General features: G+C 65.9%; 20 protein-coding genes. 3 read left to right on the top strand and 17 right to left on the bottom strand.

Annotated elements, in window-relative coordinates:
• Positions 1 to 14: 14 nt before the first annotated feature.
• From arsH to BLQ28_RS02015, 4 genes are read right to left on the bottom strand one after another with little or no spacing between them, the layout of a single operon-like run.
• The gene (gene arsH / locus BLQ28_RS02000) at positions 15 to 734 is read right to left on the bottom strand and encodes an arsenical resistance protein ArsH (RefSeq protein ID WP_093236888.1); all 720 of its coding nucleotides are present in this window, start codon (positions 732 to 734) and stop codon (positions 15 to 17) included.
• Positions 718 to 1,149, bottom strand: a complete 432-nt coding sequence (gene arsC / locus BLQ28_RS02005) for an arsenate reductase (glutaredoxin) (RefSeq protein WP_093236889.1) — start codon at positions 1,147 to 1,149, stop codon at positions 718 to 720. Before arsC ends, arsH begins: the two co-directional genes overlap by 17 nt.
• A gap of 39 nt (positions 1,150 to 1,188) precedes the next feature.
• Complete coding sequence (locus tag BLQ28_RS02010; protein ID WP_093236890.1) at positions 1,189 to 2,475, bottom strand: arsenic transporter; 1,287 nt, start codon at positions 2,473 to 2,475, stop codon at positions 1,189 to 1,191.
• Between the two features lie 21 nt (positions 2,476 to 2,496).
• Complete coding sequence (locus tag BLQ28_RS02015; RefSeq protein WP_093236891.1) at positions 2,497 to 2,820, bottom strand: ArsR/SmtB family transcription factor; 324 nt, start codon at positions 2,818 to 2,820, stop codon at positions 2,497 to 2,499.
• A gap of 138 nt (positions 2,821 to 2,958) precedes the next feature.
• Between BLQ28_RS02015 and BLQ28_RS02020 the strand changes: the two genes are divergently transcribed.
• Positions 2,959 to 3,687 (top strand): alpha/beta fold hydrolase, encoded by a 729-nt coding sequence (locus BLQ28_RS02020; RefSeq protein WP_093236892.1) that lies wholly within the window; start codon positions 2,959 to 2,961, stop codon positions 3,685 to 3,687.
• Positions 3,688 to 3,697: 10 nt separating this feature from the next.
• On the opposite strand, the gene BLQ28_RS02025 is transcribed toward BLQ28_RS02020, so the two are convergent.
• Genes BLQ28_RS02025 through BLQ28_RS02070 form a run of 10 tightly spaced genes read right to left on the bottom strand, consistent with a single transcriptional unit; the run spans position 3,698 to position 10,861 of the window.
• On the bottom strand, positions 3,698 to 4,309 hold the full coding sequence (locus tag BLQ28_RS02025) for a 3'-5' exonuclease (protein WP_093236893.1): 612 nt from the start codon (positions 4,307 to 4,309) through the stop codon (positions 3,698 to 3,700).
• The gene (locus BLQ28_RS02030; protein WP_093236894.1) at positions 4,306 to 4,728 is read right to left on the bottom strand and encodes a TfoX/Sxy family protein; all 423 of its coding nucleotides are present in this window, start codon (positions 4,726 to 4,728) and stop codon (positions 4,306 to 4,308) included. Before BLQ28_RS02030 ends, BLQ28_RS02025 begins: the two co-directional genes overlap by 4 nt.
• A gap of 22 nt (positions 4,729 to 4,750) precedes the next feature.
• Entirely contained in the window at positions 4,751 to 5,140 is a 390-nt protein-coding gene (locus BLQ28_RS02035) for a VOC family protein (protein WP_093236895.1), read from the bottom strand.
• 25 nt (positions 5,141 to 5,165) lie between these two features.
• Entirely contained in the window at positions 5,166 to 5,660 is a 495-nt protein-coding gene (locus BLQ28_RS02040; protein ID WP_256327139.1) for a GNAT family N-acetyltransferase, read from the bottom strand.
• Positions 5,661 to 5,696: 36 nt separating this feature from the next.
• A complete protein-coding gene (fghA, locus tag BLQ28_RS02045) occupies positions 5,697 to 6,575 on the bottom strand; it encodes an S-formylglutathione hydrolase (RefSeq protein ID WP_093236897.1) in 879 nt (292 codons plus the stop codon).
• Positions 6,572 to 7,492 (bottom strand): alpha/beta fold hydrolase, encoded by a 921-nt coding sequence (locus tag BLQ28_RS02050; RefSeq protein ID WP_093236898.1) that lies wholly within the window; start codon positions 7,490 to 7,492, stop codon positions 6,572 to 6,574. Before BLQ28_RS02050 ends, fghA begins: the two co-directional genes overlap by 4 nt.
• A 22-nt stretch (positions 7,493 to 7,514) precedes the next feature.
• Entirely contained in the window at positions 7,515 to 8,621 is a 1,107-nt protein-coding gene (locus tag BLQ28_RS02055; protein WP_093236899.1) for an S-(hydroxymethyl)glutathione dehydrogenase/class III alcohol dehydrogenase, read from the bottom strand.
• Positions 8,622 to 8,673: 52 nt separating this feature from the next.
• Entirely contained in the window at positions 8,674 to 9,324 is a 651-nt protein-coding gene (locus BLQ28_RS02060) for a glutathione S-transferase family protein (protein WP_093236900.1), read from the bottom strand.
• Complete coding sequence (locus tag BLQ28_RS02065; protein ID WP_093236901.1) at positions 9,321 to 10,172, bottom strand: aromatic ring-hydroxylating oxygenase subunit alpha; 852 nt, start codon at positions 10,170 to 10,172, stop codon at positions 9,321 to 9,323. The genes BLQ28_RS02060 and BLQ28_RS02065 overlap by 4 nt, the downstream gene beginning before the upstream one ends.
• Before the next feature lie 11 nt (positions 10,173 to 10,183).
• Positions 10,184 to 10,861 (bottom strand): Rieske (2Fe-2S) protein, encoded by a 678-nt coding sequence (locus tag BLQ28_RS02070; RefSeq protein WP_093236902.1) that lies wholly within the window; start codon positions 10,859 to 10,861, stop codon positions 10,184 to 10,186.
• A 158-nt stretch (positions 10,862 to 11,019) separates the two neighbouring features.
• Between BLQ28_RS02070 and BLQ28_RS02075 the strand changes: the two genes are divergently transcribed.
• Positions 11,020 to 11,991, top strand: a complete 972-nt coding sequence (locus BLQ28_RS02075) for a LysR family transcriptional regulator (RefSeq protein WP_093236903.1) — start codon at positions 11,020 to 11,022, stop codon at positions 11,989 to 11,991.
• Between the two features lie 40 nt (positions 11,992 to 12,031).
• Positions 12,032 to 12,472, top strand: a complete 441-nt coding sequence (gene aroQ / locus BLQ28_RS02080; protein WP_093237655.1) for a type II 3-dehydroquinate dehydratase — start codon at positions 12,032 to 12,034, stop codon at positions 12,470 to 12,472.
• A gap of 19 nt (positions 12,473 to 12,491) precedes the next feature.
• Here the strand turns inward: aroQ and BLQ28_RS02085 are convergent, their stop codons facing one another.
• From BLQ28_RS02085 to BLQ28_RS02095, 3 genes are read right to left on the bottom strand one after another with little or no spacing between them, the layout of a single operon-like run.
• Positions 12,492 to 14,030 carry a SpoVR family protein gene (locus BLQ28_RS02085; protein WP_093236904.1) on the bottom strand — a complete coding sequence of 513 codons (1,539 nt, stop codon included), beginning with the start codon at positions 14,028 to 14,030 and terminating at the stop codon, positions 12,492 to 12,494.
• Positions 14,027 to 15,319: a YeaH/YhbH family protein gene (locus tag BLQ28_RS02090; RefSeq protein WP_093236905.1), complete on the bottom strand. Its 1,293-nt coding sequence runs from the start codon at positions 15,317 to 15,319 to the stop codon at positions 14,027 to 14,029. Before BLQ28_RS02090 ends, BLQ28_RS02085 begins: the two co-directional genes overlap by 4 nt.
• Before the next feature lie 47 nt (positions 15,320 to 15,366).
• Positions 15,367 to 17,289 carry a PrkA family serine protein kinase gene (locus BLQ28_RS02095; RefSeq protein WP_093236906.1) on the bottom strand — a complete coding sequence of 641 codons (1,923 nt, stop codon included), beginning with the start codon at positions 17,287 to 17,289 and terminating at the stop codon, positions 15,367 to 15,369.
• Positions 17,290 to 17,557: the final 268 nt, after the last annotated feature.

Raw genomic sequence — 17,557 nt, forward strand, 5'->3', positions numbered from 1 at the left:
GCGCAACCCCGTGCTCAGATGCTGCGCAGGTTGACCCGCTTCGACAGCTCTTGCGCGCTCTCGCGCCGTTCGCTGTAGCGGTCGACCAGATGGTCCGCGCAATCGCGTGTGAGCAGCGTGAACTTGACCAGCTCTTCCATCACATCGACCACGCGCTCGTAGTACGGCGAAGGCTTCATCCGGCCGCTCTCGTCGAATTCGAGAAAGGCCTTGGCCACCGACGACTGGTTGGGGATGGTGAGCATGCGCATCCAGCGTCCGAGCACGCGCAACTGGTTCACCGCGTTGAACGATTGCGAGCCGCCCGACACTTCCATGACCGCGAGCGTCTTGCCCTGCGTGGGCCGCACCGAGCCGACGGACAGCGGTATCCAGTCGATCTGCGCCTTCATGATCCCGGTCATCGCGCCGTGGCGTTCGGGCGATGTCCACACCATGCCTTCGGCCCATTGCGCGAGGTCGCGCAGCTCCTGCACCTTCGGATGGTCGTCGGGTGCGCCGTCGGGCAGCGGAAGGCCGTGCGGGTTGTAGATGCGGGGCTCTGCCCCCATGGCGCGCAGAAGGCGCGCAGCCTCTTCGGTCAGCAGGCGGCTGTAGGAGCGCTCGCGCAGCGATCCGTAGAGCAGCAGGATGCGCGGGGCGTGGCTGGCGCGCCTGGCGGGCAGCAGGCGTTGCAGGTCCGGCTTGCGGAAGGCCTCGGCATCGAGGTTGGGCAGTTCAGGGCTTGGCGACACGCTGGCCCTTTGCGTCGATGACCATCTCGCCGTCTTCCTTCGTGAAGGCGCCGCGCTGCGGGTGCGGCAGGATGTCGAGCACCGCCTCGGACGGCCGGCACAGGCGCGTGGCGATCGGCGTCACCACGATGGGCCGGTTGATGAGGATGGGGTGCTGCAGCATGAAGTCGATCAACTGGTCGTCGCTCCACTTCGGATCGTCCAGACCCAGCTCGTCGTAGGGCGTGCCCTTGCGGCGCATTACCTCGCGCACCGGCATCGCCATCGCGGCGATCAGGCGCTGCAGCGTGGCGCGGTCGGGCGGGTGCTTCAGGTACTCGATGACCTCGGGCTCGTCGCCCGTGTTGCGGATCAATGCGAGCACGTTCCTGGACGTGCCGCAGACGGGGTTGTGATAGATCGTGATGTCGCTCATGGTGTGGCGTCTTGAGGTAAGTCTTGAGGGGTGGATGTGTCAGCTGACGCTCAGCCGCAGCGCCAGCGCCGCCAGCGTGACCAGCAGCACCGGCACCGTCAGCACGAAGCCGACCTTGAAGTAGTAGCCCCAGCCGATGGTGGTGCCCTTCTTCGCGAGCACGTGGAGCCACAGCAGCGTGGCAAGGCTGCCGATGGGCGTGATCTTCGGGCCCAGGTCGCAGCCGATCACGTTGGCGTAGACCATGGCCTCTTTCACCACGCCGCTCGCGCCCGATGCGTCGATGGACAGCGCGCCGACGAGCACGGTCGGCATGTTGTTCATGACCGATGAGAGCAGGGCCGAGAGCATCCCGGTGCCCAGCGCCGCGGTCCACACGCCGCCCCTGGCGAACACGTCGAGCAGCGATGCGATGTGGCTCGTCAGCCCGGCATTGCGCAGCCCGTAGACCACGAGGTACATGCCCAGCGAGAAGACGACGATCTGCCACGGTGCCTCGCGCAGCACCTTGCGCGTGTCGATCGCATGGCCACGCGCTGCCACCGCAAACAGCACCACGGCACCGAAGGCAGCCACTGCGCTGACCGGCACGCCGAGCGGTTCGAGCCCGAAGAAGCCGACGAGCAGCAGAACCAGCACGACCCATCCCGCGCGAAAGGTCGCGAAGTCTCGCACGGCGGTGGCGGGCGCCTTGAGCTGCGCCACGTCGTAGCGTGCGGGAATAGCGCGGCGGAAATAGAGCATCAGCATCGCCAGGCTGGCGAGCACCGACGCGATGTTCACCGGGACCATGACCGCTGCGTAGTCGCGGAAGCCAATCTTGAAGAAGTCGGCCGACACGATGTTCACGAGGTTCGACACCACCAGCGGCAGGCTCGCCGTGTCGGCGATGAAGCCGGCCGCCATCACGAAGGCCAGTGTGGCGGCGGGCGTGAAGCCGAGCGCCAGCAGCATCGCCATCACGATGGGCGTGAGGATCAGCGCCGCGCCGTCGTTGGCGAAGAGCGCCGATACCGCCGCGCCCAGCAGCACGATGAACGCGAACAGCAGCCGGCCGCGCCCGCCGCCCCAGCGCGCCACGTGCAGGGCGGCCCACTCGAAGAAGCCGGCCTCGTCGAGCAGCAGGCTGATGACGATCACCGCGACGAAGGTGGCGGTGGCGTTCCACACGATGCCCCACACGACCGGGATGTCCGCAAGGTGCACCACGCCGAGGGCCAGCGCGACCAGCGCGCCGAGCGAAGCGCTCCAGCCGATGCCCAGCCCGCGCGGCTGCCAGATGACGAGCACGAGCGTGCAGACGAAGATGAAAGCGGCAGTCAGCATGTCGGCGAACGCAAGGGGTCGTCAGCAGCCGCAGCCCGCTGCGCCGTCGGCAAGGCAGGGCTCGCCCTGGCAGCAGTTTTCCGTGAGGTAGCCGAGCAGGGCATTCATGCGCTCGAAGGCCGCGCGGTAGACGAGGTTGCGGCCCTGCCGTTCCTGCGAGATCAGCCCCGAGTTCGTCAATTCCTTGAGGTGGAAAGACAGGCCCGTGGCCGGCACGTCGAGCGCTTCGGTCAGCGCGCCCGGCGTCAGGCCCTCGGGCCCGGCCACCACCAGCGCGCGAAACACCCGCAGGCGGATTGGCTGTGCAAGGGCAGCCAAAGATCGAACGACATCGTTTTCTTCCATATTTCAAGTATCGTTGAATTATTGAATGAAGGCAAAGGCCAGGCACGAAACGGCCATCGGGCTGGCAGGCAGCGGCCATCGGCACTGCATTGGTTTTTCTACAGTCGTGCTCCTTCACCCACCACGAAGGAGACAACCATGTCCGACACCTATGTTCTCGTCCATGGCGCCTGGCACACCGGCGCCGAGATCGAAGCCGTGGCCGATGGCCTGCGCGAAGCCGGGCACACCGTGCATTGCCCCACGCTCGCGGGCAATGGCGCCGGCGACGACCGCGCGCGCACCGGCCTCGGCGACGCCATCGACTCGGCCGTGCGCTACATCGAAGAGAAAGACCTGACGCAGGTCCGACTCGCGGGCCACAGCTACGGCGGCATGGTGATCTCGGGCGTGGCCGACCGCATCGCGCACCGGCTGCGCAGGCTGATCTACATCAACGCCTTCGTGCCGCTCGATGGCGAATCGCTCAACGACATGGTGCCGCCGCACTACCTGGCGATGTTCGATGCCATCGCCTCAGCGAATGGCAACGCGGTGATGCTGCCCTTCGAGGTCTGGCGCGAGGCCTTCATCAACGATGCCGACCTCGCGCTCGCGCAGGCCGCGTACGAGAAGCTGAACCCGCATCCGTACCGCACCTTCACCGACAAGATCAGGCTGCAGAAGCCGCTGGCCGAACTGGCGCTGGGCAAGTCGTACATCAACTGCCAGCAGGACATCGCGCTGCCGCACAGCCTGCCGTGGCACCCGCGCCTGTCGGAGCGGCTGGGGTTGTTCAGGCTCGTCGAATGCCCCGGTAGCCACGAGATGTTTTTCTCGAACCCGCGGCGGCTGGCGCAAGCCATCGTCGAAGCGGGCCGGGACTGAGCCCTCGGTTTCAGGCACCGGGAAACAGCGCGTCGAACACGCGGATCGCCGCGTAGGCGTCGTTCGCCGCATAGCGGATCTGCGCTTCCGTGAGCTGCTTGTGCGCCCAGTTCGAGGTCGTCGCCTTGCGCGACTTGATGAAGCGGCGGTTGAACACCAGCGCCACTGCCGCCTTCACGCCCACCGACTTGCGGTAGCCGCGATGGCGGAACTCGGTGTCGATGTCGAACACCGCCTGCGGCTCGATCTGCAGCTTGTTGCGGATCAGCGTGAGGTCGCCCGACAGGCCGAAGCCCACCTTGCGCAGTTCGGTCGAGGCGATCAGCGCGGCCACCACCGGGTTGCATTCGGTGCGGTGCAGCTGGAACAGCCAGGCCGTGTCGCGCGTGGAGAACTGCACCACGTGCGGGCCGCCGGAAACTTCGTTCTTGGCGAAGGTGGGCTTGGACTCGGTGTCGAAGCCGGCCACGCGCGCGGCCAGCAGCGTGTCGGCGGCGCGCTCGGCGTCTTGCAGCGTGGCAACGACGACGATGTTCTTCAGGCCGAGGCCTTCGAAGGGGTCGAGCAGCGCGATCTGTTCGCGCTCGGGCAAAGGGGGCAACGCGGGGCTGTTGTTGCTCACCGTGGAACTGCTTTCCTGGTCTTCTTCACTGCGGCTTTCTTTGCGGGTGTTTTGCTGGCGGCCTTCTTCTTGGCGGCCGGTGTCTTGTTCTTCGGTGGCTGGCCCGAGCGCAGCGCGGCTTCGTAGGCGCGACGGCCCCACAGGGCGGCTTCTTCGCGGTCTTCGAACAGGTCGGCCGGCGCCTGCCGGTACGACATCGGCATCGCCTTGCCCTGCCGCTCGTAGGTGAAGGGCGGCAGGTTCAGCTTGTCGAAGTGCGGGCCGCTTTCGGCGTCGGCCTTCAGGTAGAGCGTGTCGCGGGCCACCAGCGCGATCATGCGGCCCTCGTGCCACACGCCGTGGCCGCCGAACATGCGGCGCGTTTCGATGCGGCCGAGGCGCTCGAAGATTTCATGCAGGCTCTGGACGAAGGCGCTCATGGTGCGGGCCTTGTGTTGTTGTTCATGCGGTGATCTCGATGCGGTTGCCGTCGGGGTCGAGCACCACGCTCTCGTAGTAGCCGTCGCCGGTGCGGCGCGGGCCATCGAGCAGCGGGTAGCCGTCGTTCTTCAGGCGCTGGGTGAGTTCGTCGACCGCGGCGTCGGAGCCCACGCTGATGGCCAGGTGCGTCCAGCCCATGCGTTGCGCGCCGGCTTCGACCGCCACGGGCGAGAGCGTGCTGGTGGTCATGGCCTCGATGCGGGCGCCGTCGCCCAGGCTCAGGAAGCACGAGGCAAAACCCTTCACCGGATTGACATAGCCCGCGCCGGCCGTGGCGCCGAAGTAGTCGATGTAGAAGCGCTTGCAGCGCTCGAGGTCGGTGGTCCAGAGTGCGATGTGGTCGATGCGCATGGAGAAGAAAAAATCGGGGAGCCGTTCAACCCACGCGCCACGGCGGGCGCGAAGGCGACCAATGGTAGGCAATGCGTTCGCGGCCGCTGGTCGGGTGCCGGTCGACCGTGCCGCGTTCGAGGCCATAGCGTTCGTAGAAGCGCTGGGCCGAGGTGTTGGTGGTGGCCACGTGCAGCCGCCAGCCGGTGGGAATGCGCACGCAGGCTTCGTCGAGCAGCGCCTTGCCCAGTCCCTGGTTGCGCAGGTGCGGCTCGACAAAGAGCTGGGCCACGTACTCGCGCCGCTCCAGCAGCACCATGAAGGCCAGCACCTGCCCGTCGCGCTCTGCCAGCACGACTTCGGCGGGCGGCACGAATTCGGTTTGCACGCGGTGCAGCCAGTGCGCGATCGGCTCGACGGAAACCGCGCCCCGGTTGGCGGAAATCCACGCGCGCCGCCAGATGCCGGCCAGCACCATGCTCTCTTCGGCGGAGCCATCGCGCGACCGCAAATGGAAGGCAGGAATTTGAGCGGCGGACATGCGTTCCATGATACGGCGCGTGCCCGCCGAGGTCGATCAGCCGTGCAGCGTTTGCGCGTGATGCGCGATGTGGTCGGCCATGAAGCTCTGGATGAAGTAGTAGCCGTGGTCGTAGCCCGCATGGCGGCGCAGCGTGAGCGGCTGGCCGGCCGCGAAGCAGGCGGCCTCGAACGCTTCGGGGTGCAGTTGCTCGGCCAGGAATTTATCAGTCAGCCCCTGGTCGATCAGGATGCCGTGGGGATACGGCGCGACGGTCTGCGACTGCATCAGCGCGCTGGCGTCGTGCGCGAGCCACTGGGCGCGGTCGTCGCCGGGCGCGCCCAGATAGCCGCTGAACGCTTTCTTGCCCCATGGGCATTGCGTGGGTGCGCAGATCGGCGCAAAGGCCGAGAGCGACTTGAAGCGCCCCGGGTGCCGCATGGCGAGCGTGAGCGCGCCGTGGCCGCCCATCGAGTGGCCGAAGATGCCCAGGCGCTGGCCATCGATGGCGAAGTGCTGCGCCACGAGCGGCAGCAGCTCGTGGACGATCCAGCTTTCCATGCGCCAATGGGTGGACCAGGGCTCGGCGGTCGCGTCGAGGTAGAAGCCGGCGCCGATGCCGAAGTCCCAGTCGTCTTTCGCGCCCGGCAGGCTTTCGGGCTCGGCGCCGCGTGGGCTGGTGTCGGGCGCGATCAGCGCGAGGCCCAGGCTCGCGGCCATGCGCTGGGCGCCGGCCTTGGTCGCGAAGGTTTCTTCGTTGCAGGTCAGGCCCGCAAGGTAGAGCAGGGCGGGCACACGCTCGTGCGCGGCCTGCGGCGGCAGGTAGACCGAGAAGCGCATCGGCAGCCCGATCTCGTGCGAGCGGTGCTCGTGAAAGCTCTGCACGCCACCGAAGGCGTGGTGCTCGGAAAGGGTCTTGAGGGAGGTGTCGGTCATCGGGATGGGTTGTGCAGTGCGGGCACCAGTTCGAGCACGGCGTCGGCAAAGGTGCGCGGCGCTTCCTGGGGCATGTTGTGGCCCACGCCCGGCACGAGGCGGTGCGAGCGGGGGCCGCTGAAGCGATGCGCGTGGGCCGAGGCCTCGGCCGGCGGGCGCACGCCGTCGTCGATGCCGTCGAAGGTGATGGTGGGCACGGTAATCGCAGGCTGGGCCGCGAGGCGGCGCTCGATGTCTGCATACGCCGGGTCGCCGGGCACGAGGCCGAAGCGATGGCGGTACGACTGGATCACCACGTCCACGAAATCAGGGTGGTCGAAGGCGGCGGCGCTGCGCTCGAAGGTGGCGTCGTCGAACTTCCATGTGGGCGACCACAGCTTCCACAGCAGATTCGTGAACGCCTTGCGGTCTTTCGCGAGCCCGGCGCGGCCGCGTTCGCTGTGAAAGTAGTACTGGTACCAGAGGCTGTGTTCGTTGGCCGGTGCGTCCGGCTCCATCGCCTTGGCGATGTTCTGGATGTTGTAGCTGTTGAAGGACACCAGCCCCGCGCAGCGCTCGGGCCACAGCGCCGCCACCACGCAGGCGGCGCGCCCGCCCCAGTCGTAGCCGGCCAGCACCGCGCGCGGAATGGCCAGCGCATCGAGCAGCGCGAGCAGGTCGGCACCCAGTGCGGCCTGTTCGCCCGAACGCGGCGTGGTGTCGCTCAGGAAGCGCGTGGCGCCATAGCCGCGCAGGTACGGCACGATCACGCGGCAGCCTTGCGCCGCGAGCATCGGCGCCACTTCGGCGTAGGTGTGGATGTCGTACGGAAAGCCGTGCATCAGCAGCACGGGCGGGCCGTCGGCGGGCCCGGTCTCGAAGTACGCGATGTCGAGGACGCCCGCCTCGACCTTGCGCAAGGGTTCCATGCGGTTCATGGCGGGGCGCCTCCCGTCGACTTCAGTAGAGAACCACGCCGCGGATCGACTCGCCGCGCTTCATCAGGTCGAAGCCCTTGTTGATGTCTTCCAGCGGCATGGTGTGCGTGATCAGGTCGTCGATGTTGATCTTGCCTTCCATGTACCAGTCGACGATCTTCGGCACGTCGGTGCGGCCGCGTGCGCCGCCGAAAGCCGAGCCTTCCCACTTGCGGCCGGTGACCAGCTGGAACGGCCGCGTGCTGATTTCTGCACCCGCTTCGGCCACGCCGATGATGATGCTGCGGCCCCAGCCCTTGTGCGTGCATTCGAGCGCCTGGCGCATCACCTTGGTGTTGCCGATGCACTCGAAGCTGTAGTCGGCACCGCCGTCGGTCAGCTGCACGATGGCGTCGACCACGTTCTCGGTGTTCTTCGGGTTGATGAAGTGCGTCATGCCGAACTTGCGGGCCATGGCCTCGCGCTCGGGGTTCAGGTCGACGCCGATGATCTTGTCGGCGCCCACCATCTTGGCGCCCTGGATCACGTTCAAGCCGATGCCGCCGAGGCCGAACACCACCACGTTGGCGCCCGCTTCGACCTTGGCCGTGAAGATCACCGCGCCGATGCCGGTGGTGACGCCGCAGCCGATGTAGCAGACCTTGTCGAAGGGCGCGTCTTCACGGATCTTGGCGAGCGAGATTTCGGGCGCGACGGTGTAGTTGCTGAAAGTGCTGGTGCCCATGTAGTGGGCGATCGGCTTGCCGTCGAGGCTGAAGCGGCTGGTGCCGTCGGGCATCTGGCCCTTGCCCTGCGTGCCGCGGATCAGCTGGCACAGGTTGGTCTTGCGCGAGAGGCAGAACTTGCACTGGCGGCACTCGGGCGTGTACAGCGGAATGACGTGGTCGCCTTTTTTCAGCGTGGTGACGCCGGGGCCGACGTCGACCACGATGCCCGCGCCTTCATGGCCCAGGATCGCGGGGAAGATGCCTTCGGGGTCGGCGCCCGAGAGCGTGTAGTAGTCGGTGTGGCAGATGCCGGTGGCCTTGATCTCGACCAGCACTTCGCCGAAACGGGGACCGTCGAGGTCGACGGTTTCAATGGTGAGCGGGGCTCCGGATTTCCAGGCGACGGCGGCTTTGGTTTTCATGGCGGGTTCGGGGAAAAGAGGGAGGGAAAGAGGCGCGAAGGCCCAAGGATACTCAGGCGGGGCCGGCAGGGAAGATACCCGACATGCCAATGAACCCGGGCAGGTGTCGGAAATCCCAGACCCAGTTACGAAGGGCCGGAAATTCGTCCAGCGAAATGCCGCCTTCGCCGGCCAGCGCGACATACGGAAAGCAGGCCAGGTCGGCAATGGTCGGCTTGGGCGCCGAAGCCAGCCAGCGCAGGCCCATGCCGGCCTGTTCGGCGAGGTGGTCGTCGAGCACGCGGAACACGGCGCGCGCGCCGGCGCGGCAGGCGTCGATGTCCAGGTGGTGGTAGCCGAGCGCGTCGTGCAGCCGCGCGGCCGAGGCGGTGCGGGTGATGTCGTCGGCGGTGGCGAGCCACATCGCGATCTGGCCGCGCAGCCTGGGGTCGTCGGGGTACCAGTGGCCTTGCGTGTCGTGGCGGCTCGCGAGATAGACCAGGATGGCCTGCGCATCGCGCAGCACGAAGCCGCCGTCGTCGATCACCGGGAGCTGGCCGAGCGGGTTGACGTTCGCCAGGAAGGCGGCCGACTTGTGCTCGCGCCCGGGATAGAAATCGACCGGCACGGTTTCATGGGCGACGCCGAGCCACGCCAGCATCTGCCGCACCTTGAAGCAGTTGCCCGAGAGCGGGTAGTCGTAGAGCTTCAGCATCGTGGTCATGCGGCGGCCCTCACGCCGAAGCGCATGCCGCGCTCGCGCAACCAGCGGCGGTAGGTCACGGACGAGGTGTCGCCGCGCGTGGGCGTCTCGGCGCGGCCTTCGAGCGGCATGCGCTTGAAGGCGTGGTTCTCCAGGATCGGCTTGTCCTGGCCGAAGATCGTGTGCTGGAAGGCGATGAGTTCGGCGTCGGTGGAGTCGTCGTCGTAGCAGGCGAGGACCGTGTGGGCGATGACGTGCTCGTCGTCGATGGGCTGCAGGAAAAGGCCGATGGCATCGAGTTCGCCCGCGCGAAAGCTCGACTTGTAGAGCATGGCCGAGAAGGGCTGCATCACGCGGTACCTGTAGAACACCTCGCTGCCCGAATCGTGGGCGGCCGAGGCGCGCGGCTGCCAGAAGCGGCAGTCGGTGGCCCAGATCTCGCCGGTGGCGGGTTCGACCTGCACCTGGTATTGCGCCACCTCGGTGTGCGGCACCTTGCCGAGGTAGTCGGCGTGCACGAAGGGGAAGTGCGCCATGTCCAGGAAGTTCTCGATCACCCGCAGGCCCGACACCGCGACACCGATGCCGCCGCAATCGATGGTGCGGCGGCCGGGCTCGCTGTATTCGGGGAAGTCGAACAGCGGGCGTGCGGGCTGGCCGCTGGGACAGACCCAGAGATAGCCGTAGCGGGATTGCACCGTGAGCGGCTGGTCGTCCAGGTGAGGCAGCCGGCATTGAGGCGTGCCGTCGGCGTCGATCCAGAGCCGCACCGTTTCGCCGAGCAGGCGGGTGGTGCGCGCTTCGGTCGTGGCAGGCCCGACGACCAGCCAGTCGTCGCGCATGTTGGGGTCGTCGGTGACGAAGGGCATGGCTTCTTCTTTCAACCTTTGGGAAGGGCTTCGATCTCGCTGCGCAGGCGGCGGACGGCGGTGTGCAGGGCTGCCATTGCATTCGAGGCGGGGTCCGCATCGCTCCAGAAATGCACGAAGGCGAGGTGGGGCTGGGCGTCGAGGACGAGAGCGACCGTGTTGGCCTCATCGAGCTGGCCGCGCCATGCGTCCGGTGCCGCATCGGCGACCAGGCCGCGCCGGGCCAGCATTTCGCGCACCGTGCCGGCGGGTGCGCGCACGGTCAATGTGCGGCAGAAGCGCCAGCCGGCGGGGACGGCGCTGGCCAGTTCTGCGGGCGCAACGAGGGGCTCGGGCGACAGGTGAACCCAGAGCATTCCCGCCGCCTCGGCCACGTTGAATGTCTTCGCGCAGACGTTGCGTGGCGCCTGCATGGCCGGGTGCGCCGGGATGCTCGTGCATTGCCCGCTGCCGGCCGCGTACTGCCAGCCGTGGTAGGCGCAGGCCAGCCGGTTCTCGATCACCCGGCCGAGCGTGAAGCGCACGCTGCGGTGCGGGCAGCGGTTTTCCCATGCTTGCGCGGTGCCGTCGGCCGAACGCCAGAGGGCGAGTTCCTGGCCTTCGGCAAAGCCGGCGACGATGTTGGCGCCGGGGCGCAGGTCGGCCGACCGTGCCACGGGATGCCAGGGGGCGGTGTTGCTTGTGTTCATGGTGCGTGGGGCGCAGGGGCGTGGGGCTCGGCGCCGGTGATGGCATAGCATTGGCGCCACCCCCGGCCGTGCCGTCTACCGTACCGCGTCTGCCGCATCGATGAAAGCCATATGAAGAGACGCAACTTTTCATTCCTGCAACGCCGGCCCCTGTCCCCATGAGCCGCATCGATCTCGCACTGGTCGAGGCCTTCGTGCTGGTCGCAAGGAGCGGCAGCCTCACCAAGGCCGAAAGCCTCTCGGGCGTGTCGAAGGCCACCTTGAGCCGGCAGCTCACGCGGCTCGAAAAACTGCTGGGTGCGCAACTGCTGATGCGCAGCCCGCGCCGCATCACGCTCACCGAGGCCGGCCGCGCTTTCTTTGCGCGCAGCGAAGGGCTGCTCGACGAGGTGACGGGCCGGCTCGAAGCCGCCAGCACCGAGATCCACGAGCTGACCACCGGCGTGTCGGGCAGCCTCTCGCTGCTGTCCGACACGCAGTTCAGCACCTCCTTCGTCTGCCACGTGGTCAAGCTGTTCCTGGAGTCGCATCCGAACGTGCGCTGCCAGCTCGACGTGGCGAACGGCTTCCATGCGCCGCAGGTCGGCGACGTCGATTGCTACGTGTGCTCCGAGCCGCCCGATGCGCCGAACCTCGTGGCCAAGCTGCTGGGCAAGCTGAACTACGGGCTTTATGCGAGCCCGCAGTACCTGGCGCGCCACGGCACGCCGCAGGCGCCCGATGAACTGGCACGGCACCAGTCGATCGTGATGAAGGCGCTTTCAGGGCAGTCGCAGGTGCTGCTGGTGTCGGGTGCATTGGGCAGCCATGCCTTTCGCCCGGAGCCCGCCTTCGAGACCAACGACCACTGGGTCATGAAGACCTTCTGCATCGACGGCCTGGGCATTGCGCTGCTGCCGGCCTTCTTCGTGCGGCCCGAGGTGGAGCAGGGCGTGCTGGTGCCGGTGCTGCCGCAGTGGCAGCCCGAGCCGCGCCGCATCTACTGCGCCTACCAGCGGCAGCGCTACATGGGCCAGAAGCTGCGCGATTTCGTCGACCTGATGGCGCGCTGCGTAGTGGACATCGACTCGTACAACTACTACGTCGGATCGTCGGCGGCCAGGCGCCGCAGGGCCGGCACAAGACCATAATTGGCGCCGTCCGACTGCTGCCCTCATGGCCTTACTCATCATGAAGAAAATACTCGTCCTCAACGGCCCCAACCTCAACCTGCTCGGCACGCGCGAGCCCGAGCAATACGGTCGCGACACGCTGGCCGACGTCGAGCGTCTGTGCAAGGAGACGGGTGCGAAGCACGGCGTCGAGATCGAATGCCGCCAGTCGAACCACGAAGGCGTGCTGATCGACTGGATCCAGGAAGCCGGCCGCGAAGTGGCCGCCGGCAACATGCTGGGCGTGGTCATGAACCCCGGTGCCTACACCCACACCTCGATCGCGCTGCACGATGCGATCAAGGGTGCGAGCGTGCCGGTGATCGAGCTGCACATCTCGAACGTGCATGCGCGCGAAGAGTTTCGCCATCACTCCTACATCTCGCCTGCCGCGCGCGGGATCATCGTGGGGCTGGGCGTGAAGGGCTACACGCTGGCCATCGCAGCGCTGGTGCCCTGAGCGGCGGCGCCCGCCGCCGCTAGTTCTGCTGCCTGGGCGCCGCGGCTTTCCAGCTGCGGCTGATACGCCCGGCGCTGTCGATGCTCTCGAGGTGCACGTCGAAGCCCCAGAGCCTTGCGACGTGCTTCAGCACTTCTTCCGCGCCGTCGTGCAACGGCAGGTTGTTGCGTTGCGTATGACGCAGCGTCAGCGAGCGGTCGCCGCGCGTGGCCACGTTCCACACCTGGATGTCGGGCTCGCGGCTGCTGATGTCGTACTGGCGTGACAGCGACTCGCGCAGGGCGTGGTAGCCGCTGTCGTCGTGAATGGCCGACACCTCGAGTTCGGATTCGCTCTGGTAGTCGCGGATCGAGAACAGGCGAAAGTCGCGCATCGTCTTCGGGCTCAGGAACTGGCCGATGAAGCTCTCGTCCTTGAAGTTGCGCATGGCGTAGTCGAGCGTCTTGAGCCAGTCGCTGCCCGCGAAGTCGGGGAACCAGCGGCGGTCTTCCTCGGTCGGCTTCTCGCAGACGCGCCGCAGGTCGGTGTACATCGCGAAGCCCAGCGCATACGGGTTGATGCCGCTGTAGGCGCGGTGCCCGACCGGCGGCTGGAAGATCACGCCCGTGTGCGAGCTGAGCCACTCCATCATGAAGCCGTCGGCGAGCTGGCCGCGGTCGTACATGGTGTTGAGCAGCGTGTAGTGCCAGAAGGTGGCCCAGCCTTCGTTCATGACCTGCGTCTGGCGCTGCGGATAGAAGTACTGCGCGATCTTGCGCACGATGCGCACCACCTCGCGTTGCCAGGGTTCGAGCAGCGCGGCGTTCTTCTCGATGAAGTAGAGCAGGTTCTCCTGGGGCTCTGGCGGAAAGCGCCGTCCGGCTTCGGATTCGGCGGCCTGCTCGGCGCGTCGCGGCAGCGTGCGCCAGAGGTCGTTGACCTGCTGCTGCATGTGGCGCTCGCGGTCCGCGCGCTGTGCGCTTTCCTGCGCCAGCGAGCGCTTCTGCGGACGGCGATAGCGGTCGACACCGTAGTTCATCAGCGCGTGGCAGGAGTCGAGCAGTTCCTCGACCGCATCGAGGCCGTGGCGCTCTTCGCACTCGGCGATGTAGTGCCGGGCGTAGACGAGGTAGTCGATGATGGACGACGCATCGGTCCACATCCGGAACAGGTAGTTGCCCTTGAAGAAGCTGTTGTGGCCATAGGCCGCGTGCGCGATCACCAGGGCCTGCATGGCCATGGTGTTTTCTTCCATCAGGTAGGCGATGCACGGGTCGGAGTTGATGACGATCTCGTACGCCAGGCCCATGTGGCCGCGCTTGTAGTTCTTCTCGGTCGCGATGAACTGCTTGCCGTACGACCAGTGCCTGTAGATCATGGGCATGCCCACGCTGGCGTAGGCGTCCATCATCTGCTCGGCCGTGATCACTTCGAGCTGGTTCGGGTACACGTCCAGGCCGTAGCCCTTGGCGGTCTTGGCGATCTCGGTGTGGTAGGTCTCGATCAGCTCGAAGGTCCAGTCGGAGGGGCTGGGCAGGCGCTCCAGGACACGGTCGGGCGGAGGGCGGTCGGTGTTCATGAGTTGACCCCTTCCTTCTTGAACAGGTCACGGAAGACCGGGTAGATGTCTTGCGCGTCGGACACCTTGCGCATCGCGAAGTTGGGCTGCACGCCTTCGAGCTGCTGGTACTCCTGCCACAGGTTCTGCTCGGTCTCGGCCACCTGCACGTACGCGTAGTAGCGCACCACCGGCAGGATGTTGTCGACCAGCAGCTCGCGGCAGCGGCCGCTGTCCTGGTGCCAGTTGTCGCCGTCGCTGGCCTGCGCGCCGTAGACGTTCCATTCGCCGCTGGGGTAGCGCGCCTTGATGATCTCGTCCATCAGCACCAGCGCGCTTGACACCACCGTGCCGCCGGTTTCGGTGGCATGGAAGAACTCTTCTTCGGTCACTTCCTGTGCCTGCGTGTGATGGCGCAGGAACACGAGGTCGATTTTTTCGTAGTGCCGCGTGAGGAACATGTACAGCAGCATGAAGAAGCGCTTGGCCATGTCCTTGCGCGCCTCGTCCATCGAACCCGACACGTCCATCAGGCAGAACATCACGGCCTTGGCACTGGGCACCGGCGTCTTCACGCGGTTGCGGTAGCGCAGGTCGATGGGGTCGATGTAGGGCACGTGCCGCATGGTGCGGCGCAGCTCGGCGATGCGCTCCTCGACCTCGTGGATCTCTTTCTGGACCAGCGCCGACGTCACCTGTGGATGCTGCTGGAGACGTTCGAGCTGCGCTTCGAGGCGCTTGAGTTCCTTGCGCGGTTCGCCGCCGAGCGCAATGCGGCGTGCCAGCGCCCCGCGCATCGAGCGCACCACGTGCAGGTTGTTGGGCGAGCCGTCGCTCGTGAAGCCGGCGCGATGGCTCTTCCACTCGGGCACGTCGGCGATCTGCGTGCGGATGAGGTGCGGCAGCGCGAGGTCGTCGAAGAACACGCGCATGAATTCTTCGCGCGTGAGGTGAAAGACGAAGTCGTCCTCGCCTTCGCCGCTGTCGCTGGCCTCGCCGCTGCCGGAACCACCGCCCGCGCCGCCTTCGGGGCGCTTGATGCGGTCGCCCTTCAGGTACTCCTGGTTGCCCGGATGCACGTACTCGCGGTCACCGCCACGGGCGTGGCCGAACACCGGTTCGGACACATCGTGGCGCGGCAGGGTCACGTCTTCGCCTTGCTCCAGTTCGCGGATGTTGCGGCCGCTGACGGCGCGCCTCACCGCTTCCTGGATCTGTCCCTTGTAGCGCCGAAGGAAGCGCTCGCGGTTGCCAATGGACTTGTTCTTGCCCGATAGCCGGCGGTCGATGATCTGCTGCAGGATGGCCACGATGGTTTCAAAGCTCCTTGCAAAAGAGGACGAACGAAGGGTCGTCGTTATGAACTCTTGCGCACGCGCAGGTACCACTCGCACAGCAGGCGAACCTGCTTGGCCGTATAGCCTTTCTCGACCATGCGGGTCACGAAGTCTTCGTGCTTCTTCTGCTCGTCGGCGCTGCTCTTGGTGTTGAAGCTGATCACCGGCAGGAGCTCTTCGGTGTTGGAGAACATCTTCTTCTCGATCACCGCGCGCAGCTTTTCGTAGCTGGTCCACGCCGGGTTGCGCCCCGCGTTGCCGGCCCGTGCGCGCAGCACGAAGTTGACGATCTCGTTGCGGAAGTCCTTCGGGTTGCCGATGCCGGCAGGCCGCTCGATCTTCTCGAGTTCGGCATTGAGCGATGCGCGGTCGAAGACTTCACCGGTGTCCACGTCGCGGAACTCCTGGTCCTGGATCCAGTAGTCGGCGTAGGTCACGTAGCGGTCGAAGATGTTCTGGCCGTACTCGCTGTAGCTCTCCAGGTAGGCGGTCTGGATTTCCTTGCCGATGAACTCGGCATAGCGCGGCGCCAGCAGTTCCTTGATGTAGCTGATGTACTTCTGCTCGATCTCGGGCGGGAACTGCTCGCGCTCGATCTGCTGCTCGAGCACATACATCAGGTGCACCGGGTTGGCGGCAACTTCGGAGCTGTCGAAGTTGAAGACCTTCGAGATGATCTTGAAGGCGAAGCGCGTCGAGACGCCGCTCATGCCTTCGTCGACGCCCGCGTAGTCGCGGTACTCCTGGATCGACTTGGCCTTGGGGTCGGTGTCCTTCAGGCTCTCGCCGTCGTACACCTGCATCTTGCTGAAGGTGCTGGAGTTCTCGGGCTCCTTCAGGCGCGTGAGCACCGAGAGCTGGGCCATCATGCGCAGCGTGCCGGGGGCGCAGGGCGCCTGGGCCAGCGACGAGTTGCGCACGAGCTTCTCGTAGATCTTGATTTCTTCCGAGGCGCGCAGGCAGTAGGGCACCTTGACGATGTAGATCCGGTCGAGGAACGCTTCGTTGTTCTTGTTGTTGCGGAAGGCCTTCCACTCGCTCTCGTTGCTGTGCGCCAGCACGATGCCATCGAAGGGAATGGCGCCGAAGCCTTCGGTGCCCTTGAAGTTGCTTTCCTGCGTGGCGGTCAGCAACGGGTGCAGCACCTTGATCGGCGCCTTGAACATTTCCACGAATTCCAGCAGGCCTTGGTTGGCCAGGCACAGGCCGCCGGAGTAGGCGTAGGCGTCCGGGTCGTCCTGGGCATAGGTCTCCAGCTTGCGGATGTCGACCTTGCCGACCAGCGAAGAGATGTCCTGGTTGTTCTCGTCGCCCGGCTCGGTCTTGGCGACCGCGATCTGCCGCAGCACCGAGGGGTAGCGCTTGACCACCTTGAACTGGCGGATGTCGCCACCGTATTCCTCGAGCCGCTTGACGGCCCAGGGCGAGAGAATCCGATTCAGGTAGCGACGGGGGATGCTGTATTCCTTTTCAAGGATCTCGCCGTCTTCGATGGTGTCGAACAGGCCCAGGGGCGATTCGTTCACCGGCGAGCCCTGGATGGCATAGAAGGGCACGCGCTCCATGAGCTGCTTCAGGCGCTCGGCGATGGAGCTCTTGCCGCCGCCGACGGGGCCCAGCAGGTAAAGGATCTGTTTCTTTTCTTCCAGTCCCTGCGCGGCATGGCGGAAATACGAGACCACCTGTTCTATGGCGTCTTCCATGCCATAAAACTCCTTGAACGCCGGGTAGATCTTGATGACCTTGTTCGCGAAGATGCGCGACAGCCGGGGATCGTTGCGCGTATCGACCAGCTCCGGCTCGCCAATGGCCTTCAGCATCCGCTCGGAGGCGGTGGCATAGGCCGAAGGATCGCGCTTGCAGGTGTCAAGGTAGTCCTGCAGCGAGATGACTTCCTCGCGAGTGCGCTCGTAGCGGGCGGCAAAGTTGCTGATCACATCCATGGTCACGCCTCCATCAGGTCAGTGGGCTTTTGGCCCCGGAGCCTGCAGCAAAGGCAATGCGCGCCATTTAAAAGGTGTGCCCGCCTCCGCTGCCTGCGGTGGAAAACTCCCCTACAACAATCTGCTAACAATCAGCATAAAGCAAAGATTGAACCCGGCAAATCATTTCATAAATCAGAACCACACCAACAAGTAAAGTTCCTCGAAAAAAGAGGAACTACTATTCAATTTTCAGTTAAATTCAAGGGCTCGCTTTCTTAATTATCTC

The organism is Variovorax sp. EL159, assembly GCF_900100965.1.
Lineage (GTDB): Bacteria > Pseudomonadota > Gammaproteobacteria > Burkholderiales > Burkholderiaceae_C > Variovorax.

What these genes read in the sequence shown, in the direction of transcription:
- BLQ28_RS02095 (WP_093236906.1), bottom strand. Translation starts at nt 17,289, where the DNA reads ATGGATGTGATCAGCAACTTTGCCGCCCGCTACGAGCGCACTCGCGAG.
- BLQ28_RS02010 (WP_093236890.1), bottom strand. Translation starts at nt 2,475, where the DNA reads ATGCTGACTGCCGCTTTCATCTTCGTCTGCACGCTCGTGCTCGTCATC.
- BLQ28_RS02050 (WP_093236898.1), bottom strand. Translation starts at nt 7,492, where the DNA reads ATGAACCGCATGGAACCCTTGCGCAAGGTCGAGGCGGGCGTCCTCGAC.
- BLQ28_RS02055 (WP_093236899.1), bottom strand. Translation starts at nt 8,621, where the DNA reads ATGAAAACCAAAGCCGCCGTCGCCTGGAAATCCGGAGCCCCGCTCACC.
- aroQ (WP_093237655.1), top strand. Translation starts at nt 12,032, where the DNA reads ATGAAGAAAATACTCGTCCTCAACGGCCCCAACCTCAACCTGCTCGGC.
- BLQ28_RS02085 (WP_093236904.1), bottom strand. Translation starts at nt 14,030, where the DNA reads ATGAACACCGACCGCCCTCCGCCCGACCGTGTCCTGGAGCGCCTGCCC.
- BLQ28_RS02020 (WP_093236892.1), top strand. Translation starts at nt 2,959, where the DNA reads ATGTCCGACACCTATGTTCTCGTCCATGGCGCCTGGCACACCGGCGCC.
- BLQ28_RS02060 (WP_093236900.1), bottom strand. Translation starts at nt 9,324, where the DNA reads ATGACCACGATGCTGAAGCTCTACGACTACCCGCTCTCGGGCAACTGC.
- BLQ28_RS02075 (WP_093236903.1), top strand. Translation starts at nt 11,020, where the DNA reads ATGAGCCGCATCGATCTCGCACTGGTCGAGGCCTTCGTGCTGGTCGCA.
- BLQ28_RS02030 (WP_093236894.1), bottom strand. Translation starts at nt 4,728, where the DNA reads ATGAGCGCCTTCGTCCAGAGCCTGCATGAAATCTTCGAGCGCCTCGGC.
- BLQ28_RS02070 (WP_093236902.1), bottom strand. Translation starts at nt 10,861, where the DNA reads ATGAACACAAGCAACACCGCCCCCTGGCATCCCGTGGCACGGTCGGCC.
- BLQ28_RS02040 (WP_256327139.1), bottom strand. Translation starts at nt 5,660, where the DNA reads ATGTCCGCCGCTCAAATTCCTGCCTTCCATTTGCGGTCGCGCGATGGC.
- BLQ28_RS02015 (WP_093236891.1), bottom strand. Translation starts at nt 2,820, where the DNA reads ATGGAAGAAAACGATGTCGTTCGATCTTTGGCTGCCCTTGCACAGCCA.
- BLQ28_RS02035 (WP_093236895.1), bottom strand. Translation starts at nt 5,140, where the DNA reads ATGCGCATCGACCACATCGCACTCTGGACCACCGACCTCGAGCGCTGC.
- fghA (WP_093236897.1), bottom strand. Translation starts at nt 6,575, where the DNA reads ATGACCGACACCTCCCTCAAGACCCTTTCCGAGCACCACGCCTTCGGT.
- BLQ28_RS02065 (WP_093236901.1), bottom strand. Translation starts at nt 10,172, where the DNA reads ATGCCCTTCGTCACCGACGACCCCAACATGCGCGACGACTGGCTGGTC.
- arsC (WP_093236889.1), bottom strand. Translation starts at nt 1,149, where the DNA reads ATGAGCGACATCACGATCTATCACAACCCCGTCTGCGGCACGTCCAGG.